The 13,357-nt window shown below is 62.0% G+C and carries 10 protein-coding genes; 3 read left to right on the forward strand and 7 right to left on the reverse strand.

Annotated features, from left to right (window positions below):
* Both AO692_RS13295 and AO692_RS13300 read right to left on the reverse strand, forming a co-directional pair.
* Window positions 1-1,638, reverse strand: coding sequence for an FAD-binding oxidoreductase (locus AO692_RS13295; protein WP_054310534.1), 1,638 nt, complete (start codon window positions 1,636-1,638; stop codon window positions 1-3).
* A 176-nt stretch (window positions 1,639-1,814) separates the two neighbouring features.
* The gene (locus AO692_RS13300) at window positions 1,815-2,072 is read right to left on the reverse strand and encodes a DUF1344 domain-containing protein (RefSeq protein ID WP_244483355.1); all 258 of its coding nucleotides are present in this window, start codon (window positions 2,070-2,072) and stop codon (window positions 1,815-1,817) included.
* Window positions 2,073-2,581: 509 nt separating this feature from the next.
* Between AO692_RS13300 and AO692_RS33680 the strand changes: the two genes are divergently transcribed.
* Window positions 2,582-2,839 (forward strand): SemiSWEET transporter, encoded by a 258-nt coding sequence (locus AO692_RS33680; protein ID WP_054310535.1) that lies wholly within the window; start codon window positions 2,582-2,584, stop codon window positions 2,837-2,839.
* Here the strand turns inward: AO692_RS33680 and AO692_RS13310 are convergent.
* The 5 genes from AO692_RS13310 to AO692_RS13330 all read right to left on the reverse strand — a co-directional run bounded on the left by AO692_RS13310 (window position 2,830) and on the right by AO692_RS13330 (window position 9,383).
* Window positions 2,830-3,879, reverse strand: coding sequence for a CapA family protein (locus tag AO692_RS13310; RefSeq protein WP_054310536.1), 1,050 nt, complete (start codon window positions 3,877-3,879; stop codon window positions 2,830-2,832). The genes AO692_RS33680 and AO692_RS13310 overlap by 10 nt on opposite strands.
* Before the next feature lie 175 nt (window positions 3,880-4,054).
* Entirely contained in the window at window positions 4,055-4,864 is an 810-nt protein-coding gene (locus tag AO692_RS13315; RefSeq protein ID WP_054310537.1) for a hypothetical protein, read from the reverse strand.
* A 37-nt stretch (window positions 4,865-4,901) separates the two neighbouring features.
* Window positions 4,902-5,906, reverse strand: a complete 1,005-nt coding sequence (locus AO692_RS13320) for a polysaccharide pyruvyl transferase family protein (protein ID WP_054310538.1) — start codon at window positions 5,904-5,906, stop codon at window positions 4,902-4,904.
* A 67-nt stretch (window positions 5,907-5,973) separates the two neighbouring features.
* Window positions 5,974-7,458 (reverse strand): lipopolysaccharide biosynthesis protein, encoded by a 1,485-nt coding sequence (locus tag AO692_RS13325; protein ID WP_054310539.1) that lies wholly within the window; start codon window positions 7,456-7,458, stop codon window positions 5,974-5,976.
* A 494-nt stretch (window positions 7,459-7,952) separates the two neighbouring features.
* The gene (locus AO692_RS13330) at window positions 7,953-9,383 is read right to left on the reverse strand and encodes an amidase (RefSeq protein WP_244483356.1); all 1,431 of its coding nucleotides are present in this window, start codon (window positions 9,381-9,383) and stop codon (window positions 7,953-7,955) included.
* A 257-nt stretch (window positions 9,384-9,640) separates the two neighbouring features.
* Here AO692_RS13330 and AO692_RS13335 point away from each other — a divergent pair, with 257 nt between their 5' ends.
* Both AO692_RS13335 and uvrB read left to right on the forward strand, forming a co-directional pair.
* Window positions 9,641-10,054 carry an SH3 domain-containing protein gene (locus AO692_RS13335; RefSeq protein WP_054310540.1) on the forward strand — a complete coding sequence of 138 codons (414 nt, stop codon included), beginning with the start codon at window positions 9,641-9,643 and terminating at the stop codon, window positions 10,052-10,054.
* A gap of 109 nt (window positions 10,055-10,163) precedes the next feature.
* Window positions 10,164-13,310 (forward strand): excinuclease ABC subunit UvrB, encoded by a 3,147-nt coding sequence (uvrB, locus tag AO692_RS13340; protein ID WP_054310541.1) that lies wholly within the window; start codon window positions 10,164-10,166, stop codon window positions 13,308-13,310.
* Window positions 13,311-13,357: the final 47 nt, after the last annotated feature.

Here is a 13,357-nt window from a genome sequence, read left to right on the forward strand (position 1 = left end):
TCAGGTGGTGGGGCTGAGTGCCTTCAAAGCCCTGTAGAAAGTCGAGGAAAACAGCTCGTCGGGATCGTACTTGCGTTTACGCGCCAGGAAGAGCGGTAATTCCGGATAGGATGCCAGAAGTTGAGCACCTGTGTAGTGCAACTGGTAGGGCAGGAAGAAGCGGCCACCATATCGGATGGTCGTGTCGATCAGCGCGCGCGTCAGTTGCCGCATTTGCGCATTGCCGCTCACCGTCGTTGGCTGGTTGATGTAGAGAACCAGCGAGAAGGCCGGCTGCGGCGCATAGTTCAGTGCGATGTCTTCCTTGTGCACGACCCGCACCGAGGCGTTCAGAACCGGCAGGGATTGGCTGCGCAGGATGGTGCGCACTTCACCGATATAGGCGTTGTAGTCGGCACGCGGCACGAAATATTCGTGGAGTATGTCGGTTTCGCCCGCCAGATCGTTGAACAGGTAGGGCACGGAATCGTGCATCGGGTTGTTGCGGGTCACCAGGCAAGCCTCGCCTTCCCCCATCGCGGCAGAACGCGCCACCGTGCAGTTCTCGAAGCGCGGCTCCAGCGTCTTCTCAGTGAACCACTTCAACTCCTGGAACGGTCCGCCCCACTTCGCCATGTTCATGATCAGGCGCTTGACGCCGACCGCGCCCGGCTCCCCGATCGGGACTTGGTCCGCAGGTGGTACCCCCGCCACCGTCTCGTAGCGGTAGACGATCATGTCTTCCAGAAAGCTCCCCGGTGCCGTCGAAAGATGGCCGTAAAACAGACCGATCTCATGGTTCGGCTCCAGAACCTCATTGAAAAATCGTGGAAACTCCTCGGATTTTATGATTTCGCGGGTCGTGCGGTAGACGGCGTTGTCGACGATGTCGAGCGTTGCCTCCAGCACCACCGCGAACAGCCCATAGCCACCGACGACATGACGAAACAGATCGGCATTTTCAGATCCCGAACATGTCAGGACAGAACCATCGGCCAGCATGACGCGCAGGGATCGGATCGAGCCGGCCACGGAGCCGGCCTGATGGTCCATGCCATGTGCATTCACCGACAGCGAACCGCCAACGGAAAAGATATCGGTCGATTGCATCGCCTTCACCGCGAAGCGCGGATGCAGGATATTCTGGATATCGTGCCAGGTAGCACCTGGCTGCACCGTCATCGTCTTCGCCGCAGCGTCGACTGAGACGGCATTGAATTTGCGCATGTCGAGGACCAGCGCATTGTCGTCGAAGGCATGCCCACCCATAGAATGCCGGACTGCCGCCATCGAGACCTTCAGACCGTTGGCGCGTGCGAAGGCCAGCGCCTTGGCCACGTCACCATCGCTGCTCACCTCGACCATGCCGTAGACAGGCGTGCGGGAAAGCCCGCTGGCATCGTTTACCGTCCCGCCTTTGGTCAGCCAGGCCAAGCCGGCGTCATGGATCGGCGCATTTTCCAACGGCTTCAGCGACAACGCGTAGCCATCCACGTCTGCGACGCGCCCGGCATCCTTTGCGGAGGATGGGCTGCGCGTCAGCCGCGCCACCGTGTTGCCTCCCCACAAGACGGCGCCACCGACTACCGTCGCGCCGAGCAGCAACCGCCGGGTGGGCCGCCAGCCGCTTTGACGATTTTCCGTACCGTGCTCGGCCATAGCGCCCCCTCGTTTTCCAACCGATAGCGCGGGGTCGCGGCAAAGACCATAGCCGCAGCCGGACGGCTGACGGCACCGCTAACGGAAGAAAGCCGGCCTGCACAGCCGGCTTTCTTCGAATGGTATGGAAGATGGGGAACACGCGCCTCAGCGGCGCCTGGATGCCCGCCCCTGAGTCAGGATGACTTGACGATCGACGTGACGATGCCTGTCTTGTCGTCGACGGTCACCGCCACCTTAATGCCGACCTGAAGCTTGTCGACCGTCGACTCTGCCGGAAGCTGATAGATCTTGCCGTCGTCCAGAGTGAACGACTTGGTGTCGGGGTCGATGGATTTGATCGTGCCTTGCACGGTCGCCGCATAGGCCGAGCTGGCCAGCGCAAACAGGGCGACGGAAGCGGTCGCGATGACCGTCTTGATGACTTTATTCATGGTCAGAGCTCCGTTTTTTTAGGGTCGGAAGCGTCCCGGCCAGACTTTGCTGAAACGGCTGCAGCATAGCGAAACGGCGGAACATCCAAAGGCTAAGGAGCCCACTGCATCGCAGCCAAATCACATTCGATAACTTTGTTAAATGAAATCATATGCTTATTTCAGACACAATTGCGCGTCGAGCCCCTTCCCACAGCAAAGCGCAGCCGGTTTTATGCAATGAAAGGAGACGTTTCGCGCACTTCTCGAACGGCAACGCAGCCATTGCGTTCAAGCCATCGAATGTCCCCGAAAGCTCGAGGAAATTGGGGGCAGAATGTGATTTCTCGTTCTATTTCAAATGGTTAGGATGAAATTTCATGCCCCGGGAACATTTTTACTCAGCCCCTTCGACGAGGCCCACTTCTTCTTTGGTCCAGTGCGCGCCTCTCTTCCCAAGAATCGCGCTTTCTGGCATATTGGACCGGTTCAATCGGCGCTCCCAGCCGGTCTTTCTGAAAGTTTACGTCTTGCACCCCTCGGTCGAAATTATCGGCGCGGTCGCTGCCTTCATCACGACGGTCGGCTGGATTCCGCAGGTCGCCAAGATCGCCCGCGAGCGCCGCGCCGGTGATATCTCGCTCGTCACCACCGGCGTCCTCGCCTTCGGCATCCTGCTGTGGGCGCTTTACGGTCTTTTGATCGGCTCCTGGCCGGTCATCCTCGCCAACGGCTTTACCTTCATGCTGGTTGCCGCCATCGTCGCCATGAAATTGCGCTACGGCTGAGCAGTTCCCAGAACGCGTGCCAGCCGCTCTTCGACGCGTGCACGCAGCGCTCCGGAGAGATTTGTCACTGGCATCAGTCGCTCGCGCCTGCCATCACGCAGCCGCATGAAGGGATGCATCTTGTAAGCCGCGACTTTGCCGAGGCTCTCCGGTTCAGCGCTCACGTCGACAGTCAGGATAGCGCCGATACGTCCCGGCCAGGGCTGGCGTGCCAGCGCCGTGCCGAGGAAGTCGCCCAGCCCATAGGCGACCGGCACCTGCCCGATGAGGCCGACCGGCTGCAGGACATGTGCGTGATGCCCGGCAATCAGGCCGAAACCGTGTTCGACCAGTCGTCGCGCGAGCACCATTGTTTCCCGTTGCGGAAAATGCCGGAATTCCCAGCCCCAATGCGGTACGGCGCACAGGAGATCCGCGCCCTCCAAACTGCCCGCAGGCCACAGCTTCGGGTCGGTCTCAGCAGACACACGGCCTGAAAACAGCGCCTCGGAAGCGTTTCGCCACACCGTGAAGGCGGCGAAACCGATGGTGAGGCCGCCTGCATCGACCCGCTGCACGGGACCGCGGTCTGCCGCACCGATAATTTGCACGCCGAGGTGCCGCAACGCATCAATCGTCTCTGCGAAACCCTCGACGCCCTGGTCGAGCATGTGATTGTTGGCGACCGACAGCACCGATCGCTCGTGCCGGATACCGACCGCGGCCATCGCATCGGCGAGGAAAGCCTCTTCCATGGCATGGTGCGTTCCGACCCACGTGCCGAACCTGGCCCGCACGCGCCCGACCACCGGGCTCTCGCAATTGCCGATCACCAGGTCGGCAGAACCGAGTAGTGCCTTCAATGTGGGATCGCATGCCGGCGCCTGCCTGGAGGCGACTGCCGAAATATCGCCGATGAAGGCGAGCCGTATTGTCCTTGCCGGCATCGGAGACATCAGTTGCGCCGAGGGCGGCGCAAAATCCCGTCCGCTGCCATCGAGTGACGGCTTCAGGAAGCGCGGCAGCCAGGATAGCTTGTAGGAAAGCGGATAGTTCGACACGCGCAGCCCGGTTCGTTTGCCCCGGTTTATCCGTCCGGCCGTATCAGGTGAAGTAGCACTTCACGAAGAGGAAGCGAAGGCGCTGGAGCAATTCCGGGAAAAGTGTGCAACGGTTTTCCGCCCGAAATTGCGTAAAAACAAAGAGTTGGAGTGTTTCCGTGAAAACGGAAACACTCTAGGCTGGCTGGCCGAAGAACTCCCGCTTTGCGCTCTCGTCGACCAGGCGAAGCTTGCCCATGTTGCGCAGCAGACGCCGCGGTCGCTTCAGCGCTTCCCAGCTCAGGAAATATTTGACCAGCAGGCTGGGCGCTTTGCTGTGCGAGCCGGCATGGCCAACGCGATAGACAGCGCCGCGGAACGGCAGCGGCGCCAGCGGTGTGCCGTTGTTGGCCAGGATATCGGCAATGCGGACATGGCTGCCCAACATCGACTTGATCCAGTCCAGCGACGCATCCTCGAAACGTTCTGGCAAGCTGTAAAGGGCGGCACGAATGATGAGCGAGGTTCCACACAGATGGCTGAAGTCGTCATACCCCAGCAGGATCTTGCCGCCGTCGTCCCAAATGTAGCCCTTGTCGATCGTCCAGCCATTGGCGCCGCGATTTTCCGCCACATGTTCGACGATGCGGGCGCTGACGAAATCGTCGTCATCGACAATCATGAAGAAGCCGCTGTCGCGCGCGGCCAGCATGCCCATCAGCACGCGTCGGCCCTTGTCCGCACGGAAAGCGTCATAGACATCCTCGACATTGGCTTTGTCGATCTCGTGCAGGACATTCGGCGGGAATGTCACGCGCACAACGCTGAAACCTGCCGGCAGGTCGGGCAGATCCGCGCCTTCGTTGGCCACGATGATCCCTTGCCAGTCGCCATTCGTCTGGTTCGAGATCGACGCGACGGTCTGGGTAAGGTTCGCCTTGAGCAGCCCCCAATCGCGGGCATTGTCCTGATGCCGGACTGGAATGATGAAGGTGACGAGGCTCATCGCAGCTTGCCTCCATGGCTCTCCGGCACCGGCCGCCTCATGCGGCGATCCTCTGTCCAGCCTGGCTGCGCGCCCAGGCGATGCCGTCGTCGAGCGACTCTGCCTTGTAGGAGAGATCGGTTCCGCCCGAGAAGGCGCTCATGAAACGCCGCACCTTGCCATAGCTGTTGTCCAGAACGGCGTGCGGGCGTCCGATCAGCAGCGAGCAGATATGAACATGCAGACGATCGGTAACGATGGCCTGCCCGCGCGATATCTGGCGAATGCCACGCTGGAAGCGGTTGTGCGCCGCCGCGTCGAGCTTGCGCAGGCGCACCTCGCCCGCCTTCAGCGACAGCAAGCCGGATGCCGCGCCGATCGCCTTTGAGACGCGCACGCTGCGCGCGGATTCGCTCGTCCAGTCTTCGACCGGAATATCGCCATACGCGGAGAGATCGAGATTGCCCGCCTTCTCCTTGTCCGATCGCAGCATCGCAAGAACCGGAAATTCAGCCGCGGCCGGTTTGATGGCGCCGATGGCAAAAGCCATGTCGGGGCAAAGGCGTACCTGGCAGTCGAAGTGCTTTTCTGCGAACGCCTTCGATTCCTCATCGCGCACCAGCAACACGAAGTTCTTGTGACGCGCGATGGCACGCGCGCTTTCCTCGATGCGTTCGGGCGACGCGTAGTGGATCGACTGCGGGAACTGGATGATCTGGCGGTTTGGAAACCGCTCCAGGATGCGCTCGCGGAAATCCTGGTGCGCAACCCAGATGTCGCCGAAATTGCCGCCGCCATGGATGAAGATCGGCCCGCTCGGCATCGCCTGTTCCAGCTCCTCCGCGGAAAAATCGTCGATCCGCGAGACATAGGCCGGCCGCTTGCCGTAGCGGTCCTTCAGATAGGCCATCTCGCCCAGCCAGATCGCGGAATCGCCGCAGTTGCGGATGTCCGGAAAGTCGAGGATCGCCATCGGCTCCTCGATCGACAGGTAGTCCTTGAGGCAGTCATGGATCCTGTCTTGCAATTCATTGATCAGGACCAGATTTGATTTCTGTGTCATTGGTGTTTCCATATGGGATGTCTCCATCTGGCTCGTTGGACGACCGGCGCGCAGTCGCCACGTATCGTCAGGCGGGGCGGACTTTCGAATAGATCTTGCCCAGGATTTTCTGGACCTCGGTCTCAGGCCCTTCGGGCCGACCCATCAGGATCCAGAGCAGGAAGGTGGAAGCGCAGTACAAAAAGCCTCCAAGGCTGACCAGGATCGCCAACTGCTTGGCGAGTTCGACCTTGTCGGTTGTGTAGTCCAGATAATGTGACGCCACCGCGACACCGGCGGCCATCAGCGCGATGCTGGCAAGTGCCCGTACATTCGCCCAGAGCTGTTTCGATACGGTGACGCCGATGAAGCGACGCACCAGGATCATGTTGACCAGCGCGCTGAACAGGCCGGTGAACACACGGCCAATGATCACGCCCGGCAGACCGGCCATGAGCAGTCCGACCACCATCACCGGAACACGGACCAGCAGCATCTGGGTGTCACGGACGAACAGAAGGCGCGTCTCGCCCTTGGCCATGCCGAGCGGCTGCACCAGTGAACCCAAGGTCTGCAGAGCGAAGACAGAGGCGAGCGCCTGGATGATGAAGATCACCGGTGCCCATTTTTCGCCGAGCGTCAGCCGGACCAGCGGATCCGCGATCACCGCAACGCCGATGCCGGCAGGAAGCGCGATCGCAGCGACCAGTGCCTGCACGCGCTGATAGGCGGCGGCCAGACGGGCCGGATCATGGCGAATGCTGGCAAAGCCGGGATAGATCGTCTGCGTGAGCGGCATGGTCGCCTCACGCGTCGGCATCATCGCCAGGTTGCTGCCCAGCGAATAATAGCCGAGCGCGGAGCCGCCGAGCATCTTGCCGACAAGCAGGTAGTCGAAACGCCAGTTGAGCGTATTCACGATCTGGCCAGCGGTAAGCCAGGCCGAAAAGGAGAAGAACTCCTTCATGTGCTGGAACGTGATCCTGGGCCGGAACGGCAACACCATGTAGGAAACAACCACGTTGGTCGCCTGGCTCACCAGCGTGCCGATCACCAGCGCCCAGTAGCTGTGATAGATCATGGCGATCGCCACCGCTGCGACGAAGCCCGTGAGCTTCTGTGAGACCGCGAGCACGAACTCCTGCCAGAAGATCAGGTCGCGCTGCAGCATGATCCGGCGCGGATTGATGAGTCCTCCCAGCAGGATGCTGGCGCCGAGCGCCAGCATGACGCCGGTCAGCCGCGGCTCGTTGAACAGGAGCGCTGCCGGATAGGCGAAGCCTGCGAACAGCAGGCCAAGCAGCAATCCGCGCGAGGCATTCAGCGTCCATGCCGCGCTGAAATGCGATTCATCCGGCGCCTTGTGGCGGATCAGCGCCTCGGAAAGCGAAATCTGGGTGACCGTATCGACGATCAGCAGCATTGTCGTGGCCAGCGCCACGAGGCCGAAATCGGCAGGTGTGAGATACCATGCCAGCACGAAGGTCGAGAGCGTCGCCAGTCCATTGACGATCGCCCTGGACAGGCTGAGCCACATGCTTCCCTTGACGAGGCGTCCCGTGATGCTGCTCATGCGGCGACGCTGGCTCCAAAGCATGATTCCGAAAAGTTGCAGACTTTTCGGACAAGGATCATGCGAAAAGAAAAAAGGCTCGCGCGGAATGCCTGGTCATCGCGAGCACATTTCGCGCCAGCGGGTGAAACCGCGCCTATCGCCGCAAGGCGAGCCGGTTTTCGCGACACGTGAATAGCCGCGAGAGCGATGTCCGCCGGTACCAAGCCGTACTCCAATCGGAACTGGCCACGGCGACCATCCTTGTGGGATTTTCGCGCGTGCCTGTCTTTGTTCGCCCCTGCCGCTCACCAAGACGGCCGCAAATTATGGTCCGCTATGTTGCACCGCAATAGGGACCTGATCACGGTTCATTTCAGGCCTTCGTTATGTAACGCCCACAGCGGTTTAGCCTCGGCTGACAGCCGTCCGAGAGACCTGTTCTTAGGCTGGAAATGTGTCAGGATTGGAGCTTTCGATGGCCAGACTCAGTCAGGAGCCATCGCGTCCACTCCTCAAGCGCTGATCGGAGGGCGTTTATCCTTCCACGGCATTGTCAGTTCGAGCTGGCTCGAAACCGCGAGCACGGCCGCCTCATCGCCATAACGGCCGACAAGCTGCACGCCGATCGGAATGCCCTCCTGAGACCAGCCAAGCGGCAGCGAGATCGCGGGCAGGCCGGAAATGTTGAATGGATAGGCGAAGCCGGCATCTGCCCACTTGGCATTATAGCGGTCGAGATCGGTCATCGACATGTCGTAGTACCCCATCGGGCGGGGCAGCTGCGTCAGCGTCGGCGTGAGGTAGATGTCGTAGGGCGAAAGATCCTGTGCGATCGCCCGGCTGAGCTGACGCAGCTTTTCGACATCGCGCACGTGATCGACCCCACTGATCGATCGGCCACGCTCGATCACCGCCCAGGTGATCGGTTCGACATCCTCCCGGGTTACTGGCCGTCCGATTGCGCCAGCCAGGTTTTCGAACATTGCCGCCGTTTCGACCGGCCCCATGTGGCAATAGGTGCTCCAGGCGTCGTTGCCGTCGAGCGCCATATCGTGCTCCTCGACATCGTGTCCGAGGCTTTCCAGCGACTTGGCGGTGGCCAACACGGTGGCCTTGACCTGCGGATCGACAGGCGTGCCGTTGTTGGCGGTGACCGTGTAACCGACCCGCAGCCGCTTCGGCGCGCGCCGTGACAGTTCCAGCCAGCTTTCGGTGGGTCTCGGCGGCACATAGGCGTCGCCAGGCAGCGCGCCGGCCACGGCATCGAGATAGGCTGCCGTGTCGCGCACCGTGCGCGAATGGCACAGGAAATAGGCGCCGCCATACCAGAAATCGCCGTCCGGAGCGAGCGTGACACGACCGCGCGAGGGTTTCAGACCGACAATGCCGCAGCAGGAAGCTGGGACGCGGATGGAACCCGCACCGTCGCTGGCCTCGCTGATCTGCACCATGCGCGACGCCACCGCCGCTGCGGTGCCGCCGCTGGAACCACCGGCAGTGATGTCCTCCTTCCATGGGTTGATGGTGGCGCCGTAGAGTTTCGGCTCGGTCGAGACCGACCAGCCGTTTTCCGGCGCATTCGACTTGCCGACCAGTACCAATCCTGCCGCCTTGGCGCGGCGCACCGTTTCGGAATCCGTCTCCGCCACCAGGTCCTTCATATACGATGACGAATTGGTCAGCGGTGCACCCTGCCACGAGCTGCCGAGTTCCTTGGCCAGGAACGGAACGCCGGCGAACGGAGCTTTGCGGTCGACTTTCGCCGCCATCGCTCGCCCCATATCGTAGAGCCGATGGACGACCGCGTTGAGCCGGGGATTGAGCTGTTCGATCAATGTGATGGCGGTCTCGACCACCTCCAGCGGCGAGACTTCGCCACGCTGCACCAGTTCGGCCACGCCGAGCGCATCGGATTGGACATAGACATCCTGCAGGTTTGTCACGATGGTTCCTCCTCCCAGAAGAATGAGGCTGACCGAACGCCAGCCGAATACGATCCCGGTCCCGGCCCCTCCCCGTCCCCAATGCGGAAAAGATAGTGTTGAGGCACGCCAGCTGAATGGAGCAGATGGGGTGACTGTGGCGGTCCAGCCGTGACGACCCATCCCGTCCGGCCCGGCCCTAACCATAACTCAAGGCAGGACTGGCGGCTGCATTCAAGCGGGCTAATATGCGCCGTCCAAACATTATGGAGGGGACGATGCTTCATAAACTGGTTGCGGCCCTTGCCCTGCTCGGCGGGCTCGCAGTCGCCGCGCCGGCACTGGCCGCCAGCGCGCACACCACCGGCAACGTGAATGTGCGCTCCGGACCGGGGACCGGTTATGCCAAGCTCGGCACGTTGACGGCAGGCACCCGTGTGAACCTGCGCGGCTGTGAGGACAATTGGTGCAACGTCGGTGGAGCAGGCCTATCCGGCTGGGTCTCTGCCAATTTCCTGAGCAACTATATCGGCCGTCCGCCTGCAGTGGTCATTGCGCCGAAAATCGTCGTGCGACCACCATATCGCCCACCGCATTGGCAAAGACCGCCGCATCGCCCTGGTTGGAAGCCACGGCCGCCCAAGCCGCGCCCTGGAAAATGCAAGATCGCACCGGGCTTCCCCTGTCCGTGATCCACTCCTGACAACCTGATGTCAGGAGCCCGGCTGACATTGAGGCTGAAGGCCAGCTCGCGGCCTCCAGCCTCTTTCCATTTCGGCGGACTCCTCCCATATTCGGGGTATGGCCAAATCCCCTGAAAAGAACCCGCCTCGCCCGGAGGATCGTTCCGCACCGCGCAAGCGTGGCAATGGCGTGACCGACTTCCTCGACGCGTCGGAACCGTTGCGTCGCGGCGGCTTCGAGGAAACGCAGCAAACCGAATTCACCGGCGCGCCTTTGGGTGGCTCAATTTCGGATTGGGCCGAGCAGATCTCCAAGGAAGCCGAGAAGGCTGCCCCCAAGCCCAAGAAAGTGCCGGAGAAAAGTGCTGCGCCGACCCGCACGGCGCGGGGGACTTCCATGGGTGGCGCTGCTTCCGCCAAGGAGCGGGCTGCTGCCGGTCTCAACCCGGTCGCCGGTCTCGATATCAGCCTCGAGGAAGCCGCCTCCCTGTCCAATTCGGGCGTTACGGCCACTGTTCAGGCGCTGGCCGACCTGATCGAGAGCGGCAACCCGCTGCATAAGAACGGCGTGCTGTGGACGCCGCACCGCCCCGAACGCCCGGAGAAATCCGAAGGCGGTATCGCCATCAAGATGGAGACCGAATTCAAGCCGTCCGGCGACCAGCCGACGGCGATCAAGGACCTGGTCGAAGGTGTTGCCAACGAGGATCGCACGCAGGTTCTGCTCGGCGTCACCGGCTCGGGCAAGACATTCACCATGGCCAAGGTCATCGAGGAGACGCAACGCCCTGCCCTGATCCTGGCGCCGAACAAAACGCTGGCCGCCCAGCTTTATTCCGAATTCAAGAAATTCTTCCCCGAGAACGCAGTCGAATATTTCGTCTCCTACTACGACTACTATCAGCCGGAAGCCTACGTTCCGCGAACGGACACCTATATCGAGAAGGAAAGCTCGATCAACGAGCAGATCGACCGCATGCGCCACTCGGCGACGCGTTCACTGCTTGAGCGCGACGACGTCATCATCGTGGCGTCCGTTTCCTGCATCTACGGTATCGGCTCGGTCGAAACCTACACGGCGATGACCTTCCAGATGACGATCGGCGACCGCCTCGACCAGCGGCAGCTCCTCGCCGACCTTGTCGCGCAGCAATACAAGCGCCAGGACGCCAACTTCGTGCGCGGCTCGTTCCGCGTGCGCGGTGATACGATCGAGATCTTCCCTGCCCACCTCGAGGACCGTGCCTGGCGCATCTCCATGTTCGGCGACGAGATCGAGTCGATCACAGAATTCGACCCGCTGACCGGCACCAAGACCGGTGAACTGAAAAGCGTGAAGATCTACGCCAACTCGCACTATGTGACGCCGCGGCCGACGCTCAACCAGGCCATCAAGTCGATCAAGGAAGAGCTGCAGCATCGCCTGGTCGAACTCGAACGAGCCGGGCGCCTGCTGGAAGCGCAGCGGCTGGAGCAGCGCACGCGCTTCGACCTCGAAATGCTGGAGGCGACCGGAAGCTGCGCCGGCATCGAGAACTATTCGCGCTATCTCACCGGCCGCAATCCCGGTGATCCACCGCCGACGCTGTTCGAATATGTGCCGGACAACGCGCTGATCTTCATCGACGAAAGCCACGTCACCATCCCGCAGATCGGCGGCATGTACCGGGGCGACTTCCGACGCAAGGCGACGCTGGCCGAATACGGCTTCCGTCTGCCGTCCTGCATGGACAACCGGCCATTGCGCTTCGAGGAATGGGACGCGATGCGCCCGCTCACCGTTGGTGTTTCCGCCACGCCCGGCACCTGGGAACTGGAGCAGTCCGGCGGCGTCTTCGCCGAGCAGGTCATCCGCCCGACCGGCCTGATCGACCCGCCGGTCGAAGTGCGTCCGGCTAAGAGCCAGGTCGACGATGTCGTCGGCGAAATCCGCGAGACCACGGCCAGGGGCTACCGGACGCTGGTGACGGTGCTCACCAAGCGCATGGCCGAGGACCTGACCGAATACCTGCACGAGAACGGCATCCGCGTGCGCTACATGCATTCCGACATCGACACGCTGGAGCGCATCGAGATCCTCCGTGACCTGCGCCTCGGCGCGTTCGACGTGCTGGTCGGCATCAACCTGCTGCGTGAAGGCCTCGACATTCCCGAATGCGGCTTCGTCGCCATCCTCGACGCCGACAAGGAAGGCTTCCTGCGGTCTGAAACCTCGCTGATCCAGACCATCGGCCGCGCCGCGCGCAATGTCGACGGCAAGGTCATCCTCTATGCCGACACCGTGACCGGTTCGATGGAACGCGCAATGGCGGAGACGAACCGCCGCCGCGAGAAGCAGATGGAGTACAACGCCGCCAACGGCATCACGCCGGAAAGCGTGAAGTCGCGCATCGCGGACATCCTGGATTCGGTCTACGAGAAGGATCATGTCCGCGCCGACATCTCGCAGTTCACCGACAGCGCCGGCGCGATGATGGGCAACAACCTCAAGGCCCATCTGGAAGCGCTCGACAAGCAGATGCGCGATGCCGCCGCCAATCTCGACTTCGAAAAGGCAGCCCGTATCCGAGACGAAATCAAGCGACTGCGCGAGATGGAACTGGCCATTTCCGACGACCCGCTGGCGCGCGAAGTGGAAGGCCAGAGCCCGGCTTCGGGCCGCGAAAAGGGCAGGCACAACAAGGGCGTGGCCAAACATCGTACGGCCGAGGAACAGGAGCGTTTCCGAAAGCTCGACGAAGCGCGCGCCGCCGAAGAAGCAGCCAAGGCCGCCCGGCCCAACCTCTTCCGCAAGCCGCACCTCGACGAGATGGGTGCCGATGGCGCCGTACCAGCCAAGAAGCCGCTGTTCCAGAAGCCCTCGATCGACGACATGGGTCCGGGCACCGACCAGCCGACGCCGGCCGGCGCGATCTCGCGTTCGCTGTTCAAGAAGCAGTCGGCTGCCGAAGCCCACGGTTCGGACTATGGCACGCCGGATGATTCCCGGCGAAGCCGGAGTGGCCAACAGGCCCCCGCGCGGAGCGAGCCGCGCAGTGGCGAAAGCGTGAGCGATAATGATGGCAAGTCGCTGTTCAGGAAGAACTCGCTCGACGAGATGACGGTGCGACGCACCGAAAAACCGGTCGAAGGCGCGCGTCCGGTCAAGCCGGAGGATGTGAAGCCGATCGTGCGTGAACGCGCGGGCATCGGCTCCTACGAGGACCCGGCGGACAAGGCCAGACAGAAGCGCCGACCAGGCAAGACGGGCCGACCAGGACACTGATTGCCGGGCGCTTTTGAGCGTGGAGCGTTTCCGGTTCTGCGGAAACG

Source organism: Mesorhizobium sp. 1M-11, assembly GCF_001303895.1.
GTDB lineage: Bacteria > Pseudomonadota > Alphaproteobacteria > Rhizobiales > Rhizobiaceae > Mesorhizobium.